The sequence below is a fragment of the Methylococcus geothermalis genome (assembly GCF_012769535.1).
Lineage (GTDB): Bacteria > Pseudomonadota > Gammaproteobacteria > Methylococcales > Methylococcaceae > Methylococcus > Methylococcus geothermalis.
Genome location: NZ_CP046565.1, coordinates 440,079 through 465,027 on the forward strand (window position 1 = coordinate 440,079; position 24,949 = coordinate 465,027).

A 24,949-nucleotide genomic window follows, 5' to 3' on the forward strand; every position below is an offset into this window, starting at 1 on the left:
TCCCATGGCATTGATCAGCCTGCGTCAACTGTTGGACCACGCCGCCGAGCACGGCTATGGCCTGCCGGCGTTCAACGTCAACAACATGGAGCAGATCAAGGCCATCATGGAAGCCGCCTCGGCCGTGGACGCCCCGGTGATCCTGCAGGGCTCGGCCGGCGCGAGGGCTTATGCCGGCGAGCCGTTCCTGCGCCACCTGGTGCTGGCCGCCATCGACATGTATCCGCACATCCCGGTGTGCATGCACCAGGATCACGGCGCCTCCCCGGCGGTGTGCATCCGTTCCATCCAGTCCGGCTTCAGTTCGGTGATGATGGATGGCTCCTTGCTGGAGGACATGAAAACACCGGCCAGCTATGCGTACAATGTTGAGACCACCCGCAAGGTGGTCGACATGGCGCATGCCTGCGGCGTGTCGGTGGAAGGCGAACTCGGCTGCCTGGGCTCGCTGGAGACCGGCCGGGCAGGGGAGGAGGACGGCCACGGCGCGGCAGGCGAGCTGGAGCACTCGATGCTGCTGACCGATCCGGACGAGGCGGCGGATTTCGTCCGCCAGACCCAGGTCGACGCCCTGGCGATCGCCATCGGCACCAGCCACGGCGCCTACAAGTTCACCCGGAAACCCACCGGTCAGGTGCTGCGGATCGACCGGGTCAAGGCGATCCATCAGCGGATTCCCACTATCCATCTGGTGATGCACGGCTCGTCTTCGGTGCCGGAGGACTGGGCGCAGATGATCAACGACTACGGCGGCGCGATCGGCCAGACCTACGGCGTGCCGGTCGAGGAAATCGTCGAGGGCATCCGCCATGGGGTCCGCAAGGTCAACATCGATACCGATCTGCGCATCGCGTCCTATGGCGCCATGCGCAAGTTCATGGTCGAGGACAGGAAGAACTTCGACCCGCGCAAGCTCTACAAGGCCGCGCAAACCGCCATGACCGCGATCTGCCGGGCCCGTTACGAGGCCTTCGGCGCCGCCGGCCAGGCATCCAAGCTCAAGCCCATGCGCCTGGAGGACATGAGCTTGGCGTATGCCCGGGGCGAACTGGACCCGATCGTCCGCTAGCGCGGCCGAGCTTTCATACCCACTGACAAGACTTATGGGGGAAAACCACGTGAAGAAAACATTCTCGACCTACACTGTGTTCGCAGCCCTGCTGCTGGCCGCCCCGCTCGCGGGAGCCGCTGAATATCCGCCCGACTTCAAGCCGTCGGTGATCTATCAGGATCCCAGCCTGATCGGCAAGCACGACGCGGCTCCCGCAGCCGCCGCGCCGGCGGCCAAGCCCCAGGCGGCACCGGCCGCCCCCGCCAGCAAGGCGGCGCCAGCCCCCGAAACCGCACCCAGCACCGCGAAACCCGCCGCCCAGGACACCGGCTCGGATTATTACCTGTTCGGCGGCGTGGTCGTGGCCCTGATCGGCTTCGTGGTCTGGAGCAGCCGCCGTCCGGCGCCCGCCCGCCCGGCCGCCGCCGCACCGGCCGCCGCCGCACCAGCCGGCGCCACGGGCGTCGCCCAATACCTGCAGGCCCAGGGCCTCTCGGCCGGGGCCGCCGAAACCGGTGTCGCCAAATACCTCAAGGCGCTGCCGGAGCCCGTCCGGGGCGCCGAAACCGGCGTGGCCAAGTACCTCAAGAGCCTGCCGCTGCCCGAAGTGGCCGCCGCGGTCGAAACCGGTGTCGCCAAGTACATCAAGAACCTGCCCAAGCCCACCATCGTGGCAACGGGCGAAACCGGCGTCACCAAATACCTGAAAAGCCTCAACGGCTGAGCCCTCGGGGGAGCGGGCCGCATTGACAGCGGCCCCCTCACTCTTTACAGTTGGGAAATTGTGCGTTTAGCAAACGCCTCTCAAAAAACCACGACCCACTCTCTTTATCGCTACTTTTTTTGATCGGAGGAGATCTCATGGCAAGACCATTGATTCAGCTCGCACTGGATACGCTGGACATCCCGCAGACCTTGAAGCTCGCAAGCCTTACCGCGCCTTATATCGACATCTTCGAGATCGGTACCCCGAGCATCAAGCACAACGGCATCGCCTTGGTCAAAGAGTTCAAGAAGCGCTTCCCCAACAAGCTGCTGCTGGTCGACCTCAAGACCATGGACGCCGGTGAGTACGAAGCCGAGCCGTTCTTCGCCGCCGGCGCCGACATCACCACCGTGCTCGGCGTCGCCGGCCTGGCCACCATCAAGGGCGTGATCAATGCCGCCAACAAGCACAACGCCGAAGTCCAGGTCGACCTGATCAACGTCCCCGACAAGGCCGCCTGCGCCCGTGAGTCCGCCCGCGCCGGCGCCCACATCGTCGGCATCCACACCGGCCTCGACGCCCAGGCCGCAGGCCAGACGCCGTTCGCCGACCTCCAGGCCATCGCCAAGCTGGGCCTGCCGGTCCGCATCTCCGTCGCCGGCGGCATCAAGGCTTCCACCGCCCAGCAGGTCGTCAAGACCGGCGCCAACATCATCGTCGTCGGCGCCGCCATCTATGGCGCCGCCTCCCCCGCCGATGCCGCGCGCGAGATCTACGAACAGGTCATCGCCGCTTCCGTCTGACGGGACTTGCGCATGCATCAGAAACTGATCATAGACAAAATCTCCAGCATCCTCGCTGCCACCGATGCCGGCTATGATGCAAAACTGACTGCCATGCTCGACCAGGCCTCCCGCATCTTCGTCGCGGGGGCCGGCCGGTCGGGACTGGTCGCCAAGTTCTTCGCGATGCGCCTCATGCATGGCGGCTATGACGTCTTCGTCGTCGGCGAAATCGTCACCCCCAGCATCCGCAAGGGCGACTTGCTGATCGTGATCTCTGGCTCCGGCGAAACCGAAACCATGCTCGCCTTCACCAAGAAAGCCAAGGAGCAGGGCGCATCCATCGCCCTCATCTCCACCCGCGACAGCTCCTCCCTCGGCGACCTCGCCGACACCCTCTTCCGCATCGGCTCCCCCGAGCTCTTCGGAAAAGTCGTCGGCATGCCCATGGGCACCGTCTTCGAGCTCTCAACCCTCCTCTTCCTCGAAGCCACCATCTCTCACATCATCCATGAGAAAGGCATCCCCGAAGAAGAAATGAGAACTCGTCACGCTAACCTGGAATAAGGAATAAAAGGCTCCGGAGCGAGCAAACGCCCTCTCTATCGCTCGCTCTTGGCTTGCCTAGCGTATTTTCTCTATCCGTCGGCGGATTTCACCGAAACCGCCGACAGGTAGCTTTCCCCCGAGGCTCCGAACCATTTTTTGCGTCACGGGTCCTTCTTGGACGCGGGATTACCATCGGCCCCCGGCCAATGTTCGAGAGACCATCTTGAGTATAATTGAAAGGCACGGGAGGCTAGAATGTCCAAGAAACACCCCATCATCGCCATCACCGGTTCGTCCGGCGCGGGTACGACCACCGTAAAATGCGCTTTCGAGCACATCTTTTTCAGGCTCGGGCTTGATCCGCTCATCATCGAGGGCGACAGCTTCCATCGCTATGACCGGGTGGAGATGCGTGCGCAGATCGACAAGGCCCGTCGCGAAGGCCGGCACTTCAGCCACTTTTCGATTGAAGCCAACATTCTGGACGAACTCGAAAACGTCTTTCGCCATTACGGTGAGACGGGAACGGCTCACCGCCGTTTTTATGTGCATAACGAGGCGGAAAGCCAGCGCTTGGGCGGCTACAAGCCGGGAACATTCACGCCTTGGGAAGAGGTACCTCCGGGCAAGGACTTGTTGTTTTACGAGGGGCTGCACGGAGGCGTCGTAACCGAAAACATCAATGTACGACAATATGTCGATCTTCTCGTCGGTGTGGTGCCCATCGTCAATCTCGAATGGATTCAGAAAATCCACCGCGATACCGCCGAACGCGGCTACAAACCCGAGGACGTCACTGAAACGATACTGCGGCGGATGGATGACTACGTTAAGGTCATCACGCCTCAGTTTTCCCAGACCGACATCAATTTCCAGCGCGTCCCGACCGTCGACACATCCAATCCGTTCATTGCGCGGGATATTCCCACGCCCGACGAGAGCTTCGTGATCATCCGCTTCAAGGAGCCGGGCAAATTCAATGTGGATTTCCCTTACCTCCTGTCCATGTTGCAAAATTCGTTCATGTCGCGGCACAACTCCATCGTGATTCCCGGTGGGAAAATGGGGCTCGCCATGGAGATCATTTTCCGGCCAATCCTCGAGCGCATGATGGCGGAACGCCTGAAGGCGTGACGCCGTCCTCGCGGCTTGAATTCCGCGCAAGGCGCCTTTTCGGCCGGCGGTCAACCCCCGGAGTGCGAGGGCTCCGCCAGCCGTTTCGCCAGTTCACGATAGAAACGCCCCCAGTCGAACGCCGGCCCGGGGTCCGTTTTTCGATGCGGCGCAATCGCGCTGTGGCCAACGATGCGATCCTCCGTAATCGCCGGATATCGGGCCATCTGTTCCACCACGAGACCCGCGAGGCTGCGGTACTGCTCCGGCGTATAGGGAAGATCGTCGGTTCCCTCGAGCTCGATTCCGATCGAAAAATCATTGCAGGCGCTCCGCCCCCGGAATTCAGACACCCCGGCATGCCACGCCCGCCGGTGCGTCGGAACGTAATGTTCGACTTCGCCGTCCCGCCGGATCAGCGCATGCGCCGATACCCGCAGATGCCGGATGGATTCAAAGAAGGGATGAGCCCCGCCGTCGAGCTCATTGTTGAACAACTGCCGGATCCACGGACCGCCGAACTCGCCCGGCGGCAGCGTGATTCCGTGAATCACGATCAGGGAAATCGTCTCGCCCTCCGGCCTTTCATCCTGATTGGGCGACCCCATCTTTTCGTTGTCCCAGCATCCCATCGTATTTTCTCTCCTATTTCGCATGTTTCTGGCCGCCACCGACGGCCTGCCTCAGTCACCTTATGAATTTTGTGCCGCCTTCCCCACCCGAACCCCGGCGCTCTAGCGCCGGCTTGTAGGCTACACTATCGGCTGTCGAATCCCTTCTCCCCCGAGAGTCCAGCCCATGCGATCAGGACTGCGTCCCGGCCCGGATCACGAACGCACCACTGCGGAATTTCCCGGCTTCCATCCATTGGCGGCGCAAATTCGCGCCATTTTCGAGGCCGGATTCGAGAGACTGCTGCAGGATTTGTTCGCTCAGATCGACGACGAATTGTTCAAGCTCTCCGACAAGGCCGACAACAGCCGTTTGCAGGCCTTGTATTTCGATGCGATGCGCCTGATCCGCCGGGAAAAAAATGTTCTCCAGACAGGTAGCCTGCATCAAGTGCTCGATACCTATGACCGCTTCTGGAATCCGACCGCAACTCCGCCCCTTCCATCGCAAGCCGCTGTGCCGGAATATTCTGCCGGTAACGGCTTGAGCCTTCTCGAAAACGATGCCCTGGACATCGAACTGGCCGTAAACAATGCCGTGCAACAGGGAAATTTCCTGTTTCAAGATACCCTGGGGGAGCTCGAACTCCGATTCGCGGCCCTGCGGGGCATCGAGCCGCCCCCGGAAGCGACCAATCCCATCGCGCCCGAGGTCCTGTGTCGCGCCTTCGCCGGTTCCCTTGCCACGCTGCCGATCGACATCAGGGTAACCCTGGTGGTATTGAAGCTTTTCGACCGGCATGTCCTGTGCAAGATGGGAGCGATCTATCGGCGCCTGAACGATCTGCTGGCGGAACACGGCGTAGTGCCGGATGCCTCCAACACCCCGAAGGCAAGACCTTCCGCATCACCGGGCGACGATTCACCATCGCCTGCCCCCGCCTCCCCGGAAGAGGGTAACGACGAGGCTCTGCTACGGAACCTCCTGCTTCTGCTCGATCGTTGGAGACCCCAAGCCGGCAACCCGCCACCCCAGCCGACCGCTGAGCCGGGAGGAAAGCGCTTCGATCCCGATGAAGTCGTCAATGCCCTGAGTTTACTGCAACAAAACGCCGGTGCGCCGGCATCCGATGAACGCGAACTCGGCGGTCCGGTTCCGCTCCTGAAGCAATCCCTGGTCGATCAATTAACCAGACTCCTGCCGGAGGGAGAGCACAGGCGCCTGGGCCAGTTCGAGGAAGACATCATCGACATGGTATCGATGATCTTCGATTTCATTTTGGAAGACCGCAACCTTCCCGATCCGGTCAAGGCGCTCATCGCACGTTTGCAGATTCCCGTCGTCAAAGTAGCGATCATCGAGCGCTCCTTCCTGGCCAAGAAGACCCATCCTCTGCGGCAGCTCCTGAACGCTCTCGCCCAGGCCGGCGTGGGCCTGGATTCCGGCGACAAGAAGGACCAGACCGTACTGAAGAAAATTGAGGAAGTCGTCTATCGCATATTGACGGAATTCGACGAAGACACTTGCCTGTTCGCGGTACTGCTCGACGACTTTTCCGCTTTCGTCGACCGTGAAGGCAAGGGAATCAAGGCCATGGAAGAACGCACCCGACAGGCAACCGCCAGCCAGGAGCGCCTGGCCCTGGCCAAGCGTGCGGCGGCCGTCGAAATCGCGGCCCGTGTTGACGGGCGGACGCTCCCCTCGGCGCTGGTTTCATTGCTGCTCAATGCATGGAAGGACGTACTGGTCATCGCCTATCTGCGCAAGGAAAAAGAGCCCGCGGACTGGGAGGAGGCCGTCTCCCTCATGGACCGGCTCATCGCCTGGGCAGCCTCGCATGACGGCGCGCTCCCGCTATCGGACACCGGATCCGGCGAGCCGGAAATCATTCAGGCCGTGCGCAACCGGCTGGAAAACATCTCGTTCGACCCCGTACAGAGGCATGCCTTCCTGAAGGATGTCGAACGTTGGCATCGTGCCCGCCACACGCTCGGCTCCTCCGCCGGCATGGACTCGAAGAACTTGGCCGATGCCGACGACCGCAGCCCGCCCACGCCAGCCGGAAGAGAAGCTTCGACGACAGCGCTGGAGCTGGGCGACCTCGAAGAAATTCTCATCCATGGCGTCGAAGGCACGCAGCCCCCATCCTCAACCCCCGACCCCATGGATGAGAAATGCCTCGAACAGGCCAGGAACATCCATGTCGGTGATTGGGTCGAATTTTGCGATAATCTGACGCTGCCTTTCCGGGGCAAGCTTTTATTGAAAAGCCAACTCACATCCCGTTATGTTTTCGTCAACCGGCGCGGCATGAAGCTTCGCGAGATCGGCCTGCATGAACTGGCTCAAGGCCTCGCCAGCAACACTATCCGGCTGATAACAGGCGCCAACGAGCCCTTGCTGGATCGGGCGCTGGGTGCCGTGGTCGATACCCTCGAGCGCTCGGCGAAACAGTGCGGCGCCCCAGTCCCCATACCACCGGCCGAGCCGTCCGAAACCCCGTGATATCCCTTATCGCCACCTTCGATCCAGCATCATGACGATCCGCGTCCGATATTTCGCCAGCCTGAGAGAAAGGATGGGTCGTGCCGAAGAACGGCTCATCTTTGAAAACCTGTCCTGCGTCGCCGACGTGTGGAAAGCCGTCTACGAGGGCCGCCCCTTGCCCGAAAACGTTCTGTGCGCGGTGAACATGGAATATGCCCAAGCCGATACGCCGGTCAGGGACGGCGATGAAGTGGCCTTTTTTCCGCCGGTCACGGGAGGTTGAAATGCGGATCGAAGTGCGCACCGGCGCTTTCGACCCTCTCGCCGAACTTTCCCGCTACCGGGAAGAGTCCACGGCCGCGGAACGGCTTGGCGCGACGGCGATATTCATCGGCACCATGCGCGACTACAACGAGGGACAACCGGTTCGAAAGATGATGCTTGAGCACTATCCCGGCATGACCGAACGGCAGTTGCAATGCATCGTCGACGAAGCCAGGGCCCGCTGGCCGTTCGACGACGCCCTGGTGATTCACCGGGTAGGCGACCTGTTTCCCGCCGACCCCATCGTCCTGGTCGCCGTCTGGTCCTCTCACCGCGGAACCGCCTTCGATGCCTGCCGCCAAATTCTGGAAGAACTCAAGCACCGAGCCCCCTTCTGGAAAAAGGAAACCCTGGAACAAGGTGCGCGCTGGGTGGAAACGAATTCCGACGGTTACACCCCCCGACCGATCCCGCCGACCTCTCGCACTCGATGATCGAACACGACGCTTCGCTCTACGCGAAACTGAACCAGGACGCCGGCAAACTCACCTGGCCCGAAATGCAGCCGCACTTCGCACGCGGAGCGGTCATCCGGGTGGCTCCCGAACTGGATCTCATCGAGGTCGGCGCCGTCATGGCCACCGACGAGACGGAAATCTTGTCCCGCTGGATTCGAGACGGCCGGGTAGGGCGCGCGACCGAAGTGGAAGCACGGGACTGGAATGAACGCGGCCCGCTGTTCTGGGCCGTGGTGATCGCCCCCTGGGTTCTCGTGCAGGAAATTCCTCCCCGCCGAGAATGATCTCGAAAACAGGCATTCCGTAAAACGTACATCGCCAGCCCAGAATGATCAGTTACAACCCCAAGTCCTGGTGGGGACTGATTTTCAAGTTCCACAAGAGCGACACGTTCCGGCGTCTGCTGCCCGCCATGCTCTCCGTCGCCTTGTTCTCCGCCGGCATCGCCTACGCCGACCAGCACCTCCTTCCGAATCAGCTCAAGGGCACGACGGCGCTGCATGCCCTGCTGGGCTTCGTCATCTCGATGCTCCTGGTATTCCGCACCAACACCGCGTACGAGCGCTGGTGGGAGGGCCGGCGGCTGTGGGGCAGCCTGACCAACGCCTCGCGCAATCTGGCGCTCAAGTTGGATGCGTATTTGCCGGACGGCCACCCCTCCCGGCGACTGCTGGCTGAACTCATCGGTGCCTATGCGGACAACCTGAAACATCATCTTCGGGTTTCCATCTCGGTGGAACACCGCCCCAACCGGATCGCGGCGCAGCTGTTCGCGGAGGTGGCGCGGCTGAACAGCAAGGGCGAATTGTCCGGCGACAAGCTGCTGTGCCTGAATCCCGACTTGAGCGCATTCGCCGACATCTGCGGCGGCTGCGAACGGATTCAGAAGACGCCCATTCCCTATTCCTACAGCCTGTTCCTGAAGAAATTCATCTTCCTCTACATCGTTTCCATGCCTTTCTGCTTCGTCCCGGATTTCCACTATTGGACGGCATTGATCACGACTCTGGTGTTCTACGTGCTGGCCAGCCTCGAACTGATCGCAGAGGAAATCGAGAACCCGTTCGGCGATGACGCGAACGATCTGCCGACCGACGACATCGCCGCGAACATCCGCATACGGGTGCGCGAACTCCTGGTTCATGGCGAAACCGGACACCGAAGATGAGAGCACGGCCCATCGCCGCGATGTGTGATATAAGAATACCGGCGAAAACCGGGGAGCCGGTCGCCGCGTTGCCCGCCCAGCCATTTTCTGTTGGAGAACAGCCATGCCCGATCACGTCTACAAGGTCATCGAAATCGTCGGTTCGTCCACGGAGAGCACCGACGATGCGATCCGCACGGCCATAGCCAAAGCCGGGAAAACCCTGCGCCACATGAACTGGTTCGAAGTCGTCGAAACTCGCGGCCATATCGTGGACGGCGAGGTCGCCCATTTCCAGGTTACGCTGAAAGTGGGTTTTCGGATCGAAGATTAAAAGACCTCCCGTCCTTGATCGCTTTACGCCTCATGACCATTCCCAGCGCCCGCATCTGCTTCGTTCTCGGCTTCCTGTTCTGCGCCTTGCTGTTGGCCATGGCGCTTTACTTCCAGTTCTCCGGCGGACTGGAACCCTGCCCCTTATGCATCTCGCAGCGCATCATGGTGCTGGCCGTCGCACTGGTTTTTCTGGCCGCGGCGCTCCATCATCCGGGCGCGGCCGGAATCCGGGCGTACGCCGTTCTGGGCACGGTCATGGCCTTGGGCGGCGCCTCGGTTTCGGCCCGCCATGTCTGGCTGATGCATCTCCCGCCGGAGGAGGTCCCCGAATGCGGTCCTGGCCTGAGCTACATGCTCCGGAATTTCCCGCTCGGCGACACCCTCAAGGCGATGCTGAGCGGCACCGGCGATTGCGCCAAGGTGGACTGGACTTTCCTCGGTCTGAGCATGCCCGCCTGGGTCCTGATTTGTTTCCTCGGCCTGGGCGCGTTCAGTTTGCTGCAATGGTGGAACGCCGAGCGCTGACCGTACCGCTCCCGACGGCAAAGGTCGACATCAGGATTTCGGCCCTGCAAATTGCGATCTGTTAAAATGCGCGGATCATCTATCCGGGTTCCCCTTCAAACGTGACCAATCACCTCCTACGCATAGCGACCCGCAAGAGCCCGCTGGCTCTGTGGCAGGCGGAATACGTCGCATCCCGCCTTCAGGCCGCCCACCCCGGCCTTCGGGTCGAACTGGTCGGGATGACCACCCGGGGCGACAAACTGCTCGACGCCCCCCTCGCCAAGGTCGGCGGCAAGGGTCTGTTCGTGAAGGAACTCGAGCAAGGCATGCTGGAGGGCGTAGCAGACATAGCCGTCCATTCCATGAAGGATGTGCCGGTCGAATTCCCCGAAGGGCTCCATCTCGCTGCCATACTGGAACGCGATGACCCGCGCGACGCCTTGGTCTCCACCCGCTACCGGAACTTCGCGGAACTCCCGGCCGACGCCCGCATCGGCACCTCCAGCCTGCGGCGACAGTGCCAGCTCAAATCGCGCCTTCCCGCCTGCACGCTGTACGATCTGCGCGGCAACGTCAACACCCGGCTCGCCAAACTGGACGCCGGGGAATTCGACGCGATCGTGCTGGCCGCCGCCGGACTGAAGCGGCTGGGGCTTCATGGCCGCATCGCAGAAACGCTGGCGCCGGAACACAGCCTTCCCGCCATTGGACAAGGCGCGATCGGGGTGGAGTGCCGGAGCGAAGATACCCGAACCAACGCCCTACTGGAGCCTCTGCACCACCAGCCGACCGCCTGGTGCGTCCTGGCCGAGCGGGCCATGAACCGGCGCCTCAACGGCGGCTGCCAAGTGCCGATCGCCGGCTTTGCCCAGCGGGAAGGCGACACCCTGCGCCTGAGAGGACTGGTCGGCAATCCGGACGGCTCGGGCATCATCGAGGCCGAAGCCACCGGACACGTGTCCGCCGCCGAAGCGCTGGGAGAGCAGGTGGCCGAGGAACTGCTCGGGTACGGCGCGGATGAAATACTCCGCCGCGTTTACGCGGCACCTCAACGGCAATGAGTACGGCGCGCTCCTTGTCCGGTTTACGCGTCCTCGTCACGCGTCCGAAGGATCAGGCCGAACCGCTGTGCGAGCTGGTCGAAGCGGCGGGCGGCAGGCCGGTGCGTTTCCCCCTCCTCGACGTCCGACCCAGCGCCCGTGCGGCGGAAGGAGCGGCCCTCCTGCAAGGGGTTTCGGAATGGGACTGGTGGATTTTCATCAGCGCCAACGCAGTAAACCAAGCCCGAGCACTCGGCGTGCTCCGATCAGATGGTGATACGCCGCGCATCGCCGCCATCGGCAAGGCCACGGCCGATGCATTGGCGGAAGCCGGAATCACCGTGGACCTGATCCCCGAGCCGCAATCGAATTCGGAAGGACTGCTGGCCATGCCCGCCATGCAGGACGTCGCGGGCCGGCGGATACTGATCGTGCGCGGTGAAGGCGGGCGGGAGGAACTCAAGGAGCGACTTGTCGAACGCGGTGCGCTGGTCCAGTATGCCGAGCTGTATCGGCGGGTACCGGTGTCCACGGACACCGAAACGCTGGTCGACGGTTTGCGGACGAGTGCGTTCGATATGCTGACCGTCACCAGCGGCGAGGCACTCGAGCATCTGTATGCCCTGGTTCCACCGGAAGACCGGGAGCGCCTGCTCGGAACGCCGCTGGTCGTCATCAGCGAACGATTGAAAAATCAAGCCGGATCGCTGGGTTTCCGGTACGTGAGCGTGGCCGACACCGCGTCGGACCCGGCCGTGCTGCAAGCCTTGACGGATGTCGCCGCTCATCTGACATCCTCGCGACCCGCGCCAAACGACGGGGACAAACCATTGGCCGAGGAAGAGAAAGAAATGACAGCCCTGCCGGAACAACCGGCAGCCGGGGAAGACCCGCAACACCACAAGGGGAAGGCTGCCGCCCCGGCTGCGCCGCGCAAGTCGCGTGTGGCCGCCCTGTTGGGCTACTCGATGCTGGCCGCGGTTCTGCTACTGGCGACCGCGGGCTATTTCCTGCTCCAGGAGCTGCGCTCCAAGCAGGAAGGGCTGGGCGGCGAACTCAACAAGGGCGACCTGCATGTGCTCGAACTGAGCCGCCAAGTCAGCAGCCTGCAGACCCAGCTCGCCACCCTGCATTCGCAGTTCGCCACGCTGCAGGCGCAGCTCGGCACCGAAGACAGCAAGCTGGAGCGCGTGCTCGGGGAGCAATCCGCCGATTTCCGCCAGAAACTCCAGGACACGCGCACGGAACTGGCACAAGCCATCCAGGCCATCCAGCGCCAGTTGAGCCGGACCCACAGCGACGTCCTGATCGCCGACGCCGAATATCTGCTAGGGATCGCCAATCAGAAGCTGCACCTGAGCGGAGACGTCAAATCGGTGCTCGAAGCCATGCAGGCGGCGGACCAGCGGCTGCACGACAGCGGCGACCCGAGCGTGTTCAAGGTGCGGGAAGCGCTGGCGGAAGAAATCAACCAGCTCGAAGCCTTCCAACCACCCGATATAGTGGGGTTGTCGGCCAAGCTGCTGGCCATCGAAGCCAAGACGCGGGAACTGCCGCTTTTCCTGCCGCATCCGGACATGTCGAAGGAACCCCGTGAAAGCCCCAAGGCGGAAACGGGCGATGCCGTCGACTCCCCCCTCGAACAGCTCAAGGAACTGGTCACCGTGCGCCGCAGCGACCGTCCCTTGCATGCCGTCCTGACGCCGCAGGAAGCCGCCGGCCTCAGGGAGATTCTGCTGCTCAAGCTGGAAATGACCCGCACCGCCCTGTTGCGCGGCGACGATGCGCTGTTCCACAGCAACCTGGAATCCGCAAATGCCTGGCTGAATGAAAACTTCGACCGCGACTCCCCCGCGTTCAAGGACATCGCTGGCGATCTCAAGGCCATGGCCGGCGTCAAGCTCAAGGCTTCCTTCCCCGACATCAGCAAGTCGCTGGCGCTGCTCCGCAACATCGAAAAACTGCGGCTCGAAACCGACGCCGTCACCACCCCGCCGGCAACCGCGGCTCCCACCACCGTCCCTCCTGGAACTGAAGCGCCGGGGAGCAAACCGTGAGAAGACTCGCCATCCTGATCGCGATTCTGGCGCTGATCGCCGGAGCGGCGTATTACCTTTACGGCCATTTCCTGGCGAAGGGCGATCCCGGCTACGTGATCATCGGTTACGGACCGTGGACCCTGGAATCGTCGCTGGTGATCCTCGCCGGAGCGCTCACGCTGGCCTTTATCCTGTTCTACGCCATCATCCGCCTGGTCATCCATGCCTTGCGGCTGCCGCGGATACTCAGGCAGCGCGGCGGCAGGAAGCGCAGCCGGCAGTCGCAGGAGGCGCTCATCACGGGCCTGATCGAAACCGCCGAGGGCAACTGGGAAAAGGCCGAGAAGACGCTCATCCGCCACGCCGCCGACAGCGGCGTTCCGCTGATCAATTACCTGACCGCGGCCCGGGCGGCGCATTCGCGCGGCGCGCCCGAGCAGCGCGATGAATATCTCAAACTGGCCCATGAAGCCATGCCCGAGGCGGAGATCGCCATCGGCCTCACCCGCGCGGAACTGCAACTCTCGGACAAACAGTTCGACCAGGCGCTGGAATCGCTCTCGCAGCTCAACCGGATCGCCCCCACCCACGCCGCCGTCCTGAGGCTGCTCCACCAAGCCTACGCCCAGATGGAAGACTGGGAAGCCTTGCGCAATCTCATCCCCAGCCTCCACACCAACAAGGTCATGATGGAGGCGGAGATCAAGCTGCTGGAGACCGAGACCTACAGCGCCCTGCTGAAGCAGCATGCGAAATCCGGCGATCCCTCCCGCCTGCGGAAGCTTTGGGAAAACATCCCCGGCCACATCCGCAAGGCAGCCGGTATCGAATCGCTGTATTTCGCGGCCATGATCGAGGCCGGCGCCGGGTGGGAGATCGAACCCGCCGTGCGCGCCAGCCTGGACCGCGACTGGAACGAGACCCTGCTGGTGCTGTACGGCTGCATCCCGGCCCCCGATGCCGGACAGCAACTTGCCCAGGCCGAGACATGGCTGAGCCGGCATGGCAACGACGCCGTGCTGCTGCGGGTGCTTGGCAAACTTGCCGTGCGTGCCGGACAGATCGAACCCGCCCTGCGCTATCTGGAACAGAGTCTGAGCATCGAGCCGAGCGTCGAAGCCTACCAGCTCATGGGCGACCTGCTTCTGCGGCAAAACGACACGGCGGCGGCCTGCACATGTTTCCGCCGCGGGCTGCTGCTGGCCTCGAACGAAGTCGTCGCCCAGATCGAACAGAATCCCAGCGGCGAATCCGAACCCGCCGGCCTGGAAACCGAGGCGCTGGACTGACAGCACCCTGCCCGCCGGGACCGTCTCAGCCTCGGCCGCCAGCGAAAATCCCCAGCGAATCCCAGATTTCGTCCACCCGGCGCCGTACCGCCGCCTCCATGACGATGGGCCGTCCCCATTCCCGACTGGTTTCGCCCGGCCACTTGTTGGTGGCGTCGAACCCGACCTTGGAGCCCAGGCCCGAGACCGGCGAGGCGAAATCCAGGTAGTCGATGGGAGTGTTTTCGATCAGCGTGATATCCCGGGCAGGGTCCATCCGCGTCGTCATCGCCCAGACCACGTCCTTCCAGTCCCTGGCATCGATATCGTCGTCGACCACCATCACAAACTTGGTGTACATGAACTGGCGCAAAAACGACCACACGCCGAACATCACCCGCTTGGCGTGGCCGGGATACTGCTTTCTCATGCTCACCACGGCCAGACGGTAGGAACAGCCTTCCGGCGGCAGGTAAAAATCCACGATCTCGGGAAACTGCTTCTGCAGGATAGGCACGAACACTTCGTTGAGCGCCACGCCCAGCACCGCGGGTTCATCCGGAGGCCTTCCGGTATAGGTGCTGTGGTAGATCGGCGAATGCCTCTGGGTGATGCATTCGATGGTGAAGACCGGGAACGATTCCACCTCGTTGTAATACCCGGTGTGATCGCCGAACGGGCCTTCCGGCGCCGTCTCGCCGGGATACAGGAACCCCTCCAGCACGATTTCGGCACTGGCGGGCACCTGCAGATCGCTCAGGATGCAGCGGGCGACTTCCGTCCTGGCACCCCGCAAAAGTCCGGCGAAGCCATATTCGGACAGCGCATCCGGCACCGGCGTGACCGCCCCCAGCATCGTGGCGGGATCGGCCCCCAAGGCCACGGCCACCGGGAAAGGCTCGCCGGGCCTGGCTTCCTGCCAGTCGCGGAAGTCCAGGGCTCCCCCGCGGTGGGCCAGCCAGCGCATGATGGTCTGGTTGCGGTCGATGACCTGCTGGCGGTAAATGCCGAGGTTCTGCCGCGGCTTGTGCGGCCCGCGGGTGATGACCAGCGGCCAGGTGATCAGCGGCCCGGCGTCGCCCGGCCAGCAGGTCTGGATCGGATAGCGGCCGAGGTCGACTTCGCTGCCGCGCACCACCTCCTGCTGGCAGGGCGCATTGCGGACTTCTTTCGGCGCCATATGCAGCACCTGGCGGTACAGCGGCATCTTATCGAAAGCATCCCGCATGCCTTTGGGAGGCTCGGGCTCCTTCAGCGAGGCAAGCAGCCTGCCCACATCCCGCAGCGCGCCGACCGAGGTTTCCCCCATCCCCAACGCCACCCGGCGTGGGGTGCCGAATAGATTGCCCAACAAGGGGATCGAAGAACCTTTGGGATGTTCGAACAGCAGGGCCGGACCTTCCGCCTTCAGCGTGCGGTCGCAGATTTCGGTGATCTCGAGATTCGGGTCCACCGCCGCAGCGACGCGCCGGAGCTCCCCCTCCGCCTCGAGCCGGCCGATGAAATCCCGCAGGTCCCGGTATTTTGCGCCGCTCCGCGTCATGGGCCGTTTATCGACAAGGGCGCACGGTCAGGCGAAAAAACTCTTCACGCTCGCTTCGATCACTGCCCAAGGCAATACGAACGGCTTCTTCGTGATCGTGATGGCCAGGAGATCACCCCTGAATTCGTAAACACCTTCCACGCCATTGCCGCTGAAACTGCCGGTGGTCTCGTCGCCGGAGAACACCATGCCTTTCTCGCGCGCCGCTTTCTCCGCCTTCGCGACGAGAGACTGGGGTTCCGAGCCGATCTTGATCTCGATGACTTTGCTCATGTTCCTGTGAGGAGCTGACGGATATCGGCCGGTATGGTATCGGAATTGGCGGGACGTGGCGATGACGGCAAACCGGCAACAATCGCGTTGCACGGGTATAATTCCCGCCCGTACCCCATAAGAACCGCCTGGGACGAGGGCGGCATTTCCCACGCTTTGGTTCAGCCCAATTTGAGAGGAAGCTCGTGCAACTGGAACACATCTTGAGGTCCTATGCGCGCTACGCGCCGGTCTACGATCACACTTTCGGCTGGCTTTTGAACTTTCGCGGCCGCTCGCTCGCCGCGCACCTCACCAACCGCCGTCCCGGTCGCATCCTGGAGGTAGGCGTAGGCACCGGCATCAGTCTGCCGTTCTACCGCAAGGAACACCAGGTACATGGCATCGACATCTCCCCCCATATGTTGGAACGCGCCCGCAAGCGGGTGCACCGCAAGAACCTGAATCATGTGGCCCGGCTCGAAATCATGGACGCGCGCGAGATGACATTCCCCGACGACTATTTCGATGCCGTCGTCGCCGCTTATGTGATGTCGGTGGTGCCCGAACCGCAACGGGTGCTGCGCGAAATCGAGCGTGTCTGCAAACCCGGCGGGGACGTCATCATCGTCAACCACTTCGCGGCGGACAAGGGGGGCGCCCGCCGGCATTTCGAAGCCCTGCTGTCCCCTCTGTCCCACAAACTCGGCTGGCGTCCCGACATGCCGATGGACGAGATTCTGGCCCACACCTCGCTGCATGAAGTCCGCCGGCAGACACTGCCGCCGATGGGGCTGTTCACCCTCCTGCATCTTAGGAAAGGCGCCCCGGAGCCGGCTGCTCCAGCGACCCAGTAACTCAAGCGTGGGCGGTCGATGAGCGCAATGTTAGAATTTGACAAAGCTACCTGATCAAGCACCCCTCCCCCTACCGCGGCACACCATGCTCGACTCATCGCAAGCCCACGACACACCTTTCGAAATCCGCGCGGGCTCGTTCAATCTGCCCGTGCTCAAGCTGATCAGCGACAACGCGGATGCCATCGCCGACCTGCTAGCGGCCCGGGTCCGGCAGGCCCCGGACTTCTTCCGGCATGCACCGGTCATTCTCGATCTGCACGAATTGGCCGGACGCGATCAGGTCCCCGACTTTGACGCCCTGCTGGAAGTCCTTCGCGAAAGCGGGCTGACGCCGGTGGGCGTCCGCGGCGGCGATGCGGAGCAGAACGCGGCGGCCGACGCGGCGGGCCTGGCGCTGCTGTCCGAAGGCAAGCATCACGAATCGCACCCGGCTGCGCCCGCCGCGCCGGCGGTCGAACACTCTCAGCCTGTCCACGAGGCGGTTCGCCCCGCCCGTCCGGGCACAAAAATCATCGACCAGCCGATCCGGTCGGGACAGCGGGTCTACGCGAACGACGGCGATCTGGTGGTGATCGCCACGGTAAGCCCGGGTGCGGAGCTGATGGCCGACGGCAACATCCATGTCTACGGCTCCCTCCGCGGCCGCGCCATGGCGGGCGTCAAGGGCGACCTCGACGCCCGCATCTTCTGCATGGATCTTCAGGCCGAGCTGATCGCCATCGGCGGCCACTACAAGATCAGCGAGAACCTCGACGGCGCCGTGCGCGGCAGGCCGGTACAGATCATGCTGCGGGACAATGCGCTGATCATCCAGAATTTATGAATGACGTTTTGACGAATATTGGGAGGATCGAAATTTGGCCAGAATCATCGTTGTCACTTCGGGAAAGGGCGGGGTCGGGAAAACCACGACCAGCGCAGCCTTCGCGACGGGGCTTGCGCTCAAGGGTTTTCGCACCGCAGTGATCGATTTCGACGTAGGCTTGCGCAATCTGGATCTCATCATGGGTTGTGAACGCCGGGTGGTTTACGATTTCGTCAACGTCATCAACCAGGAAGCCAGTCTCAACCAGGCCCTCATCCGGGACAAGCGCTGCGACAACCTGTTCATCCTTCCCGCCTCCCAAACTCGGGACAAGGAAAGCCTGACGAAAGAAGGCGTCGAGCGGGTGCTCAACGAGCTCGGCGAAACCTTCGACTACATCGTATGCGACTCCCCCGCCGGCATCGAGCGTGGCGCCACCCTGGCCATGTACTTCGCGGACGATGCCATCGTCGTCACCAACCCCGAGGTCTCCTCCGTGCGCGACTCGGACCGCATGCTGGGCATCCTCGCCTCCAAATCGAGGCGGGCCGAAGCCGGCGAGGAGCCGATCAAGGAGTACCTGCTGCTCACCCGCTATTCGCCCCAGCGCGCCAAGATCGGCGAAATGCTCAGCGTGGATGACGTTCAGGAGATCCTGTCCCTGCACCTTCTGGGTGTGATCCCGGACTCCCGCGCCGTGCTCAATGCCTCCAACGCGGGCTCGCCGGTGATCCTGGATGAAAAAAGCGATGCGGGACAGGCGTATGATGACGCCGTACGCCGTTATCTGGGCGAGGACGTCCCGCACCGGTTCATCACGGCGGAAAAGAAAGGCTTCATCAGCCGGCTTTTCAGAGGTTAAGACCATGGGACTTCTGGATTATTTTCGCGGTTCTAGAACCGACAGCGCAGCGGTCGCCAAGGAGCGGCTGCAGATCCTCGTCGCCCATGAACGGGCCGAGCGGAACAAGCCCGACTATCTGCCCATGCTGCAGAAGGAACTGCTCGAAGTCATACGCAAATACGTCAACGTCGGCCAGGACGCCATCACGGTCACCATGGAAAAGGACGACAACCGGGAAGTGCTCGAACTCAACGTCGTCCTTCCGGACACCATCGAACCCCGTCCGAAGCGGAAGCGCGGCTAAGCCATTTCATTTCCGACCTGCCGAACCTAACAGGAGATCCGACATGCACGACGACCTCGATACCACCATTGGGAAAGCCGCCGGCAAGATATGGCTTTTCCTCGACCAGAACGGCGAAGCCAGCGCCACCCGCCTCGCCGACGAAACCGGGCTGGACAGGAACGAGGTGCAGCGCGCCATCGGCTGGCTGGCGCGTGAAGGCAAGCTCGTCGCCGAAAAACGCGGCCGCTACGAGTTTTTTCGGCTGAACGCCGCCTAGACCCGAAAGAGCCCCGCCCCCACGCGGACGGGGCTCCCCTTCGACGCCGGCAAGGCTCCTTTGGCAACACCATCCAACCGCCTGAGGCACCGGCGAAGTCATCTCTCCCCGCCATGAAGATAGTGACCTGGAACGTAAACTCCTTGCGGGTCCGACTGCCGCAGGTGCTCGACTGGCTCGAATCGGCGCAGCCGGACCTCCTGGCCATCCAGGAAACCAAGCTGACGGATGACGCGTTTCCGGTCGACGAACTGCGCACAGCGGGCTACCACGCCGTCTACAGCGGCCAGAAGACCTACAACGGCGTGGCTGTACTCAGCAAGGCGCCGGTCGAGGGTGTGCTGACCGATCCGCCCAACCTGGACGATCCGCAGCGCCGCATTCTGGCGGTGACCGCAGGGCCCTTGCGCGTCATCAACCTGTACGTGCCCAACGGCAGCGAAGTCGGCTCGGACAAATACGCCTACAAGCTCGACTGGCTGGCGAAGATCCGCGACTTCATCGAAAGCGAACTGAAGACGCATCCTCACACCGTGGTGCTGGGCGACTTCAACATCGCGCCGGAAGACCGCGACGTGCACGATCCCGAAGCCTGGCGCGAAAAGATCCTGTGCAGCACGCCCGAACGAGACGCCTTCCGCGCCTTGACAGGCCTGGGCCTGTCCGATCTGTTCCGCCGCTTCGAGCAGCCAGACGCCAGCTTCTCCTGGTGGGACTACCGCGCCGCCGGCTTCCGCCGCAACCAGGGGCTTCGGATCGACCATATCCTCGCCTCCCCGCAGCTCGCCGAACGCTGCACCGCCTGCACCATCGACAAGGCGCCGCGTAAGCTCGAGCGTCCCTCGGACCACGCGCCGGTCGTCGCCGAATTCGACGACTTTTGAAACCTCGATCGGCCGCGGCTTAATTTTTGCCGGTGTCTGGCGGATAATCGCTCGATTACCTCAAACTCCAAGGAAAGTCCCCATGCACAAGATCACCCTCATCCCCGGCGATGGCATCGGTCCCTCCATCGTCGACGCCGCCGTCAAGGTCATCGAGGCCACCGGCGTCCAGGTCCAGTGGGACGTCCAGTCCGCCGGCATGGCGGCGGTCGAGAAATTCGGCAATCCGCTGCCGGATGCCACGCTGGATTCCATCCGCGCCAACCGCATCTGCTTCAAGGGACCGCTCACCACGCCGGTCGGCGGCGGCTACCGCAGCGTCAACGTCACTCTCCGCCAAGCCTTCAACCTCTACGCCAACGTGCGTCCAGCCATCTCCTTCGAAGGCACCGACACCGCCTTCAGTGACGTCAACCTGGTCACCGTACGCGAGAACACCGAAGGGCTGTATGCCGGCATCGAGCATTTCATCAAGGTCGACGAGGAAAAGATCGCGGCGGAAAGCATCGCGGTCGTCACCCGCAAGGGCTCCGAGCGCATCATCCGTTACGCCTTCGACTACGCCCGCCGCGCCCGACGCAAGAAGGTCACCCTGGTGCACAAGGCCAACATCCTCAAATGCACCTCCGGCCTGTTCCTGGAAATCGGCCGCGAGATCGCCAAGGGCTACCCGGACATCGAGTTCGACGACCGCATCGTCGACGCCTGCTCCATGCAGATGGTCATGCAGCCCCAACGCTTCGACGTCCTGGTCACCACCAATTTGTTCGGCGACATCCTGTCGGACCTGGCGGCCGGCCTGATCGGCGGCCTGGGGCTCACCGCGGGCGCCAACATCGGCAGCGACGCGGCACTGTTCGAAGCCGTGCACGGCAGCGCGCCGGACATCGCCGACAAGGGCATCGCCAATCCCACCGCCATGATCATGGCCGGCGCCATGATGCTGGAACACATCGGCGAACCGGACGCCGCGCGCCGCATCGAACGCGCCGTGCGCGAGGTCATCAAGGACGGCCGCTCGGTCACGCCGGACCTGGCCAAGACCTCGCCCTGCGGCACCGCGCAAATGGCCGAAGCCATCGTCGAGCGGGTGCGCAGCGCCTAAGCAACCAAAGGCCCCGGACCGACGGGGCCTTGCGTCATTCAATGCTGGCAGCCCGGGCAGTAATAAGTCGCCCGCTGCCCCAGCCGAATGCATCGAATCGGCACCCCGCAAGCCAGGCAGGGCTCGCCGCCCCGGTCATAGACCCGCAGGACCTGCTTGAAATAGCCCGGCGCGCCGGATTCGTTGACGAAGTCCCGCAAGGTCGTGCCGCCCTGTTCGATGGACGCGGCCAGAACCTCGGAAATGCGGCCCGCCAGGTTCCGGTAGCGTGCGAGGCCGATCTTTCCGGCGGCGCGCCCGGGGTGGATGCCGGCGAGGAATAAGGCTTCGTTGGCGTAGATATTGCCTACACCGACCACGACATGGCTGTCCATGATGAAGGATTTGACCGCCGTATTCCGTCCCGCGGCGAGGCGGTGCAAGTGTGCGCCGTCGAATCCGCCCTCCAATGGTTCAGGACCGAGTTCGGCCAATAAGGGGTGCTGCGCCGGCGGTTCTGCAGTCCACAGCAAACAGCCGAAGCGCCGCGGATCGTGGTAGCGCAGGCAGATGCCGCCTTCGAACACCAGATCGACATGATCGTGCCTGCGCGGCGGGAGGTTCGGCTCGCAGATACGGAAACTCCCCGACATGCCGAGATGGGCGATCAATGTGCCGCCCTCGAAATCGAGCAACAGGTATTTGCCGCGGCGGCGGACGCCGAGCACCGCGCAGGCGGCCAGCGTCGCCGACAAATCAGGGGGAACCGGCCAGCGTAGCCGCGGCTCCCTCACCCTCACATCGACGATTCGCCGCCCGGTGATGTGCGGGGCGATGCCGCGGCGGGTGGTTTCGACTTCGGGAAGTTCGGGCATGGCGGCTTCAGCGCGTGTGACGGAAGGAATCGATCAGCCCGGCGAACTCACTCATGAAACCGGGATGGCTCGCCAGGAAAGCGGCGCGATCGCGGAAAAACGCATCGCGCAGCGCCGGAACCACCGCCGGTTCGACCCGGCTTCCGAAACCTTCCTCGCCGCGGCCGAACATCCGGTCCAGCAGCCGGTTGCCGACTTCGTAGTTGAAATGGCCGACATCCTGCCACAACCGGGTCTGGTTGTCGCGGATGGGCTCGACCAAATCCGGATCGTAGCCCTGGAAATCCCATACCTCCACCCAGCGCCCCTCCGGATCGGTCTTGCGGACGGCGCGCGCGACCGACAGCAGCGCGTCCCAACGCAGATTGACGAAACCGCAGGCGATGTCGGCTTCCGCCCGCAAGGCGTGCACCGGATAGGCGACCAGGCGGGTTTCGACGCCGGCGCGAACGAGACGGCCCACCAAGTCATGGAGGCCGGCGAGGTCCGCGGGGATACCTTCCCCTTTGGGCGGATCGAAATCCGGCGGGACCCCAGTGGCCAAGGGCTCGAGCAGGCAGGGCGCGTCCGGCTTCAGGTTTCCCAGGTAGCGGGAGAAATCGGCCCGGAACCGGCGCTCCACTTCGTCGATCTCGAAGCGGGTGTAGTAGAACATGCCCTCGGCGGTATGAGTCGGCTGCTTGCGTTGGCCCCTCACCGTGCGGATCGAGGCCTTGATCGCCTTGCCCGACAGGAGCAGCGCACCGACCGGCAGATGTTCCATCTCCGCAAAAAAAATCCCGCAATCGACCGCCCGGAGCGGATGGCCGGGCTGGAAACCGATGACCACCCGCTTCGGCGCGGCGTGCTCGAGGGCGAACCGCGCGGAGCAGTACACCCGCTCCCAGTCGGCGCCCGCCAGGCCGAAGTTATAGCCCCGCTCGTTCCGGTCCGGCCGGGTCAGGGCGGGATGCAGCGGATCGAAACCGATTTCCGCATAGGAATTGCCGAACACCAGCGCCTGGGGGCGTTCGCGCCGGACGATCTGCGGCTTGACGTGGCGCTCGTAGCGCTTGAACTCGGGCTTGACCGCATTGAAGCCGGGGATGCTCACCTCGCGGTAATACCAGAACGGATCGACCAGACGACAGAACCCGGCCAGTGCCGCCAGCAGGGCGAAGATGCCGATCCATACGGTCTTGAGGTAGGCGCCGCTATCCATCCTCAGAACTGGAAGTAGATGAATTCGCTCAGCTCGGAAATCGAGCACACCGCGGCGACACCGACGACGACGCTCAGGAGCGCCCAGGCCGGCGCCGGCCGCCATTGCCAGAACCGCGCTTCGGGAGGGACGCCCCTCGCCATGTTCAGGCTGGGCCGGAACCGGGCGAAGATTTCGTTGGTGTTGGGCATGCCCATGGAGACCAGCAGTAAGGCGGCGATCCACAGCGCCGGGCCGGCGCCGTGCAGCAAGGGGGACTCGCTGAAAGTCCAGCCCTCCGCCGCCAGACGCTCACCCAGCGGGCCGTGTTTCAGTCCCGCCGGCAACGCCAGCCCGTTCAGCCCCAACATGCCGCGCAGGATGTTCCCGGCGGTCGCCAGGCTGTCGGCGCGGAACAGCACCCAGCCGAACACCACGGCGAGGAAGGTGAGGAGTCTCCCCGCCCAGCGCGCCGGGCGGGAAACGGGATCGGCGCCGAATCCCAACCGGACCCGCAGAACACGCCAGTCGTGATTGATCACGAGGTAGGCGCCGTGTAACGCCCCCCAGGCCAGATAGGTCCAGTTGGCACCGTGCCAAAACCCGCCCAGCAACATGGTGAGAAACAGATTCAGGCTGTGGCGCCAAGCCGGGCAGCGGTTGCCGCCCAGGGGAATGTAGAGGTAGTCGCGCAGGAAGCGGGACAGCGTCATGTGCCAGCGCCGCCAGAAATCGGCGATGTCCGCCGCCTTGTAGGGCGAATCGAAGTTGATCGGCAGACGGATGCCGAACAGCAGCGACAGGCCGATCGCCATGTCGGAATAGCCGGAAAAGTCGAAATAGAGCTGGAAGGTATAGGCGAGGGCGCCGATCCAGCTTTCCAGGAACATCGGCGGCTGGCTCTGCGCCGCCGTGAACAATTGCTGGGCATGGGGCGCGATACCGTCGGCCAGCACGGTCTTCTTGAACAAGCCGAACAGGAACAGCGTGAACCCCGCGGCGAAATCGTCGGCGATCCGCCCCCCCTGATCCTTGGAAAATTGCGGCATCATCTCGCCGTGATGCAGGATGGGACCGGCGATCAGATGGGGGAAATAGGTAACGAACAGGAGGTAGGGAGCGAAGCGGTATTCCCGCGCCCGGCCGCGGTAGGCATCGACCAGGAAGGCGATCTGGGTGAAGGTGAAGAAGGAGATGCCCAGCGGCAGCACGATCTCCTCGAGACCCCAGTGCGTACCGGCGAGATCGTTCACAGCTCGGACGAAGAAGTTGGCGTATTTATAGTAGCCCAGCAGGGCGAGATCGGCGGCGATGGCGCCGGCCAGCAGCCCCTTTCGCGCCCCTGATCGCTCGGGCATCAGGCTGATCCGGCGGCCGGCGAGGAAATTGAAGCCGATCGAGGCCAGCAACAACAGGACGTAAGCTGGATTCCACCAGCCGTAAAAGAACAGCGAGGCCAGCCCCAGCCAGGCGATCGCGAAATCCCGGCGATAGCGTACCAGGCCGTGGAACCCGGCGAGTACGGCCGGCAGGTAGAGAAACAGGAATTCGTAGGAATTGAACAGCATCGGACCGGCTCGAGCGGTTGGCGACCGGGACCGGCACCGGTCCGAACAAAGGGAGGCGATGTTGCCTTCGAC

At 63.3% G+C, this 24,949-nt stretch carries 28 protein-coding genes; 22 read left to right on the forward strand and 6 right to left on the reverse strand.

Translation table 11 applies throughout. The features are described 5' to 3' along the window. Window positions 1–4: 4 nt before the first annotated feature. The 5 genes from fba (at window position 5) to GNH96_RS02085 (ending at window position 4,222) form a co-directional block, all read left to right on the forward strand. Complete coding sequence (gene fba, locus GNH96_RS02065) at window positions 5–1,069, forward strand: class II fructose-bisphosphate aldolase (RefSeq protein WP_169601813.1); 1,065 nt, start codon at window positions 5–7, stop codon at window positions 1,067–1,069. A 49-nt stretch (window positions 1,070–1,118) separates the two neighbouring features. Next, window positions 1,119–1,775, forward strand: coding sequence for a hypothetical protein (locus tag GNH96_RS02070; protein ID WP_169601826.1), 657 nt, complete (start codon window positions 1,119–1,121; stop codon window positions 1,773–1,775). 137 nt (window positions 1,776–1,912) lie between these two features. After that, a complete protein-coding gene (gene hxlA, locus GNH96_RS02075) occupies window positions 1,913–2,560 on the forward strand; it encodes a 3-hexulose-6-phosphate synthase (protein WP_169601817.1) in 648 nt (215 codons plus the stop codon). 12 nt (window positions 2,561–2,572) lie between these two features. After that, on the forward strand, window positions 2,573–3,106 hold the full coding sequence (hxlB, locus tag GNH96_RS02080) for a 6-phospho-3-hexuloisomerase (protein WP_169601819.1): 534 nt from the start codon (window positions 2,573–2,575) through the stop codon (window positions 3,104–3,106). Window positions 3,107–3,343: 237 nt separating this feature from the next. Continuing rightward, entirely contained in the window at window positions 3,344–4,222 is an 879-nt protein-coding gene (locus GNH96_RS02085; RefSeq protein WP_169601828.1) for a phosphoribulokinase, read from the forward strand. 50 nt (window positions 4,223–4,272) lie between these two features. On the opposite strand, the gene ampD is transcribed toward GNH96_RS02085, so the two are convergent. Continuing rightward, complete coding sequence (gene ampD / locus GNH96_RS02090; protein WP_223163453.1) at window positions 4,273–4,833, reverse strand: 1,6-anhydro-N-acetylmuramyl-L-alanine amidase AmpD; 561 nt, start codon at window positions 4,831–4,833, stop codon at window positions 4,273–4,275. 166 nt (window positions 4,834–4,999) lie between these two features. Here ampD and GNH96_RS02095 point away from each other — a divergent pair, with 166 nt between their 5' ends. The 10 genes from GNH96_RS02095 (at window position 5,000) to GNH96_RS02140 (ending at window position 14,440) form a co-directional block, all read left to right on the forward strand. Next, complete coding sequence (locus GNH96_RS02095; protein WP_169601832.1) at window positions 5,000–7,318, forward strand: DUF1631 domain-containing protein; 2,319 nt, start codon at window positions 5,000–5,002, stop codon at window positions 7,316–7,318. 31 nt (window positions 7,319–7,349) lie between these two features. Then, window positions 7,350–7,583 (forward strand): molybdopterin converting factor subunit 1, encoded by a 234-nt coding sequence (gene moaD / locus GNH96_RS02100; RefSeq protein ID WP_169601834.1) that lies wholly within the window; start codon window positions 7,350–7,352, stop codon window positions 7,581–7,583. A gap of 1 nt (window position 7,584) precedes the next feature. After that, window positions 7,585–8,058, forward strand: coding sequence for a molybdenum cofactor biosynthesis protein MoaE (locus GNH96_RS02105; RefSeq protein WP_169601836.1), 474 nt, complete (start codon window positions 7,585–7,587; stop codon window positions 8,056–8,058). Further along, the gene (locus GNH96_RS02110; RefSeq protein ID WP_169601838.1) at window positions 8,055–8,366 is read left to right on the forward strand and encodes a DUF2288 domain-containing protein; all 312 of its coding nucleotides are present in this window, start codon (window positions 8,055–8,057) and stop codon (window positions 8,364–8,366) included. The genes GNH96_RS02105 and GNH96_RS02110 overlap by 4 nt, the downstream gene beginning before the upstream one ends. A gap of 44 nt (window positions 8,367–8,410) precedes the next feature. Then, window positions 8,411–9,250 (forward strand): bestrophin family protein, encoded by an 840-nt coding sequence (locus tag GNH96_RS02115; protein WP_169601840.1) that lies wholly within the window; start codon window positions 8,411–8,413, stop codon window positions 9,248–9,250. 103 nt (window positions 9,251–9,353) lie between these two features. Beyond that, window positions 9,354–9,563: a dodecin gene (locus tag GNH96_RS02120; protein ID WP_169601842.1), complete on the forward strand. Its 210-nt coding sequence runs from the start codon at window positions 9,354–9,356 to the stop codon at window positions 9,561–9,563. 32 nt (window positions 9,564–9,595) lie between these two features. Then, complete coding sequence (locus GNH96_RS02125) at window positions 9,596–10,090, forward strand: disulfide bond formation protein B (RefSeq protein WP_169601845.1); 495 nt, start codon at window positions 9,596–9,598, stop codon at window positions 10,088–10,090. Between the two features lie 101 nt (window positions 10,091–10,191). Further along, window positions 10,192–11,133, forward strand: a complete 942-nt coding sequence (hemC, locus tag GNH96_RS02130; protein WP_169601847.1) for a hydroxymethylbilane synthase — start codon at window positions 10,192–10,194, stop codon at window positions 11,131–11,133. Window positions 11,134–11,147: 14 nt separating this feature from the next. After that, complete coding sequence (gene hemDX / locus GNH96_RS02135) at window positions 11,148–13,169, forward strand: fused uroporphyrinogen-III synthase HemD/membrane protein HemX (protein ID WP_228719976.1); 2,022 nt, start codon at window positions 11,148–11,150, stop codon at window positions 13,167–13,169. Next, a complete protein-coding gene (locus GNH96_RS02140; protein WP_169601851.1) occupies window positions 13,166–14,440 on the forward strand; it encodes a heme biosynthesis HemY N-terminal domain-containing protein in 1,275 nt (424 codons plus the stop codon). Before hemDX ends, GNH96_RS02140 begins: the two co-directional genes overlap by 4 nt. Before the next feature lie 25 nt (window positions 14,441–14,465). Here GNH96_RS02140 and ubiD read toward each other — a convergent pair whose 3' ends face one another. Then, complete coding sequence (ubiD, locus tag GNH96_RS02145; protein WP_169601853.1) at window positions 14,466–15,962, reverse strand: 4-hydroxy-3-polyprenylbenzoate decarboxylase; 1,497 nt, start codon at window positions 15,960–15,962, stop codon at window positions 14,466–14,468. Between the two features lie 27 nt (window positions 15,963–15,989). Next, window positions 15,990–16,235: a hypothetical protein gene (locus tag GNH96_RS02150; RefSeq protein WP_228719977.1), complete on the reverse strand. Its 246-nt coding sequence runs from the start codon at window positions 16,233–16,235 to the stop codon at window positions 15,990–15,992. Window positions 16,236–16,420: 185 nt separating this feature from the next. Between GNH96_RS02150 and GNH96_RS02155 the strand changes: the two genes are divergently transcribed. The 7 genes from GNH96_RS02155 to GNH96_RS02185 all read left to right on the forward strand — a co-directional run bounded on the left by GNH96_RS02155 (window position 16,421) and on the right by GNH96_RS02185 (window position 21,275). Continuing rightward, window positions 16,421–17,071 carry a class I SAM-dependent methyltransferase gene (locus tag GNH96_RS02155; protein WP_169601858.1) on the forward strand — a complete coding sequence of 217 codons (651 nt, stop codon included), beginning with the start codon at window positions 16,421–16,423 and terminating at the stop codon, window positions 17,069–17,071. A gap of 85 nt (window positions 17,072–17,156) precedes the next feature. Next, window positions 17,157–17,897 (forward strand): septum site-determining protein MinC, encoded by a 741-nt coding sequence (gene minC, locus GNH96_RS02160; protein WP_169601859.1) that lies wholly within the window; start codon window positions 17,157–17,159, stop codon window positions 17,895–17,897. A 34-nt stretch (window positions 17,898–17,931) separates the two neighbouring features. Next, the gene (gene minD, locus GNH96_RS02165) at window positions 17,932–18,741 is read left to right on the forward strand and encodes a septum site-determining protein MinD (RefSeq protein ID WP_169601861.1); all 810 of its coding nucleotides are present in this window, start codon (window positions 17,932–17,934) and stop codon (window positions 18,739–18,741) included. 4 nt (window positions 18,742–18,745) lie between these two features. Next, window positions 18,746–19,027, forward strand: coding sequence for a cell division topological specificity factor MinE (gene minE, locus GNH96_RS02170; RefSeq protein ID WP_169601863.1), 282 nt, complete (start codon window positions 18,746–18,748; stop codon window positions 19,025–19,027). A 43-nt stretch (window positions 19,028–19,070) separates the two neighbouring features. After that, a complete protein-coding gene (locus GNH96_RS02175) occupies window positions 19,071–19,286 on the forward strand; it encodes a winged helix-turn-helix domain-containing protein (RefSeq protein ID WP_169601864.1) in 216 nt (71 codons plus the stop codon). Window positions 19,287–19,429: 143 nt separating this feature from the next. Next, window positions 19,430–20,170, forward strand: coding sequence for an exodeoxyribonuclease III (xth, locus tag GNH96_RS02180; RefSeq protein ID WP_267313388.1), 741 nt, complete (start codon window positions 19,430–19,432; stop codon window positions 20,168–20,170). 82 nt (window positions 20,171–20,252) lie between these two features. Beyond that, a complete protein-coding gene (locus GNH96_RS02185) occupies window positions 20,253–21,275 on the forward strand; it encodes an isocitrate/isopropylmalate dehydrogenase family protein (RefSeq protein WP_169601866.1) in 1,023 nt (340 codons plus the stop codon). A gap of 38 nt (window positions 21,276–21,313) precedes the next feature. Here GNH96_RS02185 and mutM read toward each other — a convergent pair whose 3' ends face one another. The 3 genes from mutM to GNH96_RS02200 are packed head-to-tail and all read right to left on the reverse strand — an operon-like array spanning window position 21,314 to window position 24,877. Continuing rightward, window positions 21,314–22,129 carry a bifunctional DNA-formamidopyrimidine glycosylase/DNA-(apurinic or apyrimidinic site) lyase gene (gene mutM / locus GNH96_RS02190; RefSeq protein ID WP_169601867.1) on the reverse strand — a complete coding sequence of 272 codons (816 nt, stop codon included), beginning with the start codon at window positions 22,127–22,129 and terminating at the stop codon, window positions 21,314–21,316. A gap of 7 nt (window positions 22,130–22,136) precedes the next feature. Continuing rightward, complete coding sequence (locus GNH96_RS02195) at window positions 22,137–23,330, reverse strand: hypothetical protein (protein ID WP_169601868.1); 1,194 nt, start codon at window positions 23,328–23,330, stop codon at window positions 22,137–22,139. Window positions 23,331–23,332: 2 nt separating this feature from the next. Then, window positions 23,333–24,877, reverse strand: coding sequence for an MBOAT family O-acyltransferase (locus tag GNH96_RS02200; protein WP_169601870.1), 1,545 nt, complete (start codon window positions 24,875–24,877; stop codon window positions 23,333–23,335). Window positions 24,878–24,949 lie beyond the last annotated feature (72 nt).

Excerpts from the sequence above, each read along its gene's own strand:
- fba (WP_169601813.1), top strand. The coding sequence starts at position 5 with ATGGCATTGATCAGCCTGCGTCAACTGTTGGACCACGCCGCCGAGCAC.
- hxlA (WP_169601817.1), top strand. The coding sequence starts at position 1,913 with ATGGCAAGACCATTGATTCAGCTCGCACTGGATACGCTGGACATCCCG.
- hxlB (WP_169601819.1), top strand. The coding sequence starts at position 2,573 with ATGCATCAGAAACTGATCATAGACAAAATCTCCAGCATCCTCGCTGCC.
- GNH96_RS02085 (WP_169601828.1), top strand. The coding sequence starts at position 3,344 with ATGTCCAAGAAACACCCCATCATCGCCATCACCGGTTCGTCCGGCGCG.
- ampD (WP_223163453.1), bottom strand. The coding sequence starts at position 4,833 with ATGGGATGCTGGGACAACGAAAAGATGGGGTCGCCCAATCAGGATGAA.
- GNH96_RS02095 (WP_169601832.1), top strand. The coding sequence starts at position 5,000 with ATGCGATCAGGACTGCGTCCCGGCCCGGATCACGAACGCACCACTGCG.
- moaD (WP_169601834.1), top strand. The coding sequence starts at position 7,350 with ATGACGATCCGCGTCCGATATTTCGCCAGCCTGAGAGAAAGGATGGGT.
- GNH96_RS02105 (WP_169601836.1), top strand. The coding sequence starts at position 7,585 with ATGCGGATCGAAGTGCGCACCGGCGCTTTCGACCCTCTCGCCGAACTT.
- GNH96_RS02110 (WP_169601838.1), top strand. The coding sequence starts at position 8,055 with ATGATCGAACACGACGCTTCGCTCTACGCGAAACTGAACCAGGACGCC.
- GNH96_RS02115 (WP_169601840.1), top strand. The coding sequence starts at position 8,411 with ATGATCAGTTACAACCCCAAGTCCTGGTGGGGACTGATTTTCAAGTTC.
- GNH96_RS02120 (WP_169601842.1), top strand. The coding sequence starts at position 9,354 with ATGCCCGATCACGTCTACAAGGTCATCGAAATCGTCGGTTCGTCCACG.
- GNH96_RS02125 (WP_169601845.1), top strand. The coding sequence starts at position 9,596 with ATGACCATTCCCAGCGCCCGCATCTGCTTCGTTCTCGGCTTCCTGTTC.
- ubiD (WP_169601853.1), bottom strand. The coding sequence starts at position 15,962 with ATGACGCGGAGCGGCGCAAAATACCGGGACCTGCGGGATTTCATCGGC.
- GNH96_RS02150 (WP_228719977.1), bottom strand. The coding sequence starts at position 16,235 with ATGAGCAAAGTCATCGAGATCAAGATCGGCTCGGAACCCCAGTCTCTC.
- minC (WP_169601859.1), top strand. The coding sequence starts at position 17,157 with ATGCTCGACTCATCGCAAGCCCACGACACACCTTTCGAAATCCGCGCG.
- minE (WP_169601863.1), top strand. The coding sequence starts at position 18,746 with ATGGGACTTCTGGATTATTTTCGCGGTTCTAGAACCGACAGCGCAGCG.
- GNH96_RS02175 (WP_169601864.1), top strand. The coding sequence starts at position 19,071 with ATGCACGACGACCTCGATACCACCATTGGGAAAGCCGCCGGCAAGATA.
- GNH96_RS02185 (WP_169601866.1), top strand. The coding sequence starts at position 20,253 with ATGCACAAGATCACCCTCATCCCCGGCGATGGCATCGGTCCCTCCATC.
- mutM (WP_169601867.1), bottom strand. The coding sequence starts at position 22,129 with ATGCCCGAACTTCCCGAAGTCGAAACCACCCGCCGCGGCATCGCCCCG.
- GNH96_RS02195 (WP_169601868.1), bottom strand. The coding sequence starts at position 23,330 with ATGGATAGCGGCGCCTACCTCAAGACCGTATGGATCGGCATCTTCGCC.
- GNH96_RS02200 (WP_169601870.1), bottom strand. The coding sequence starts at position 24,877 with ATGCTGTTCAATTCCTACGAATTCCTGTTTCTCTACCTGCCGGCCGTA.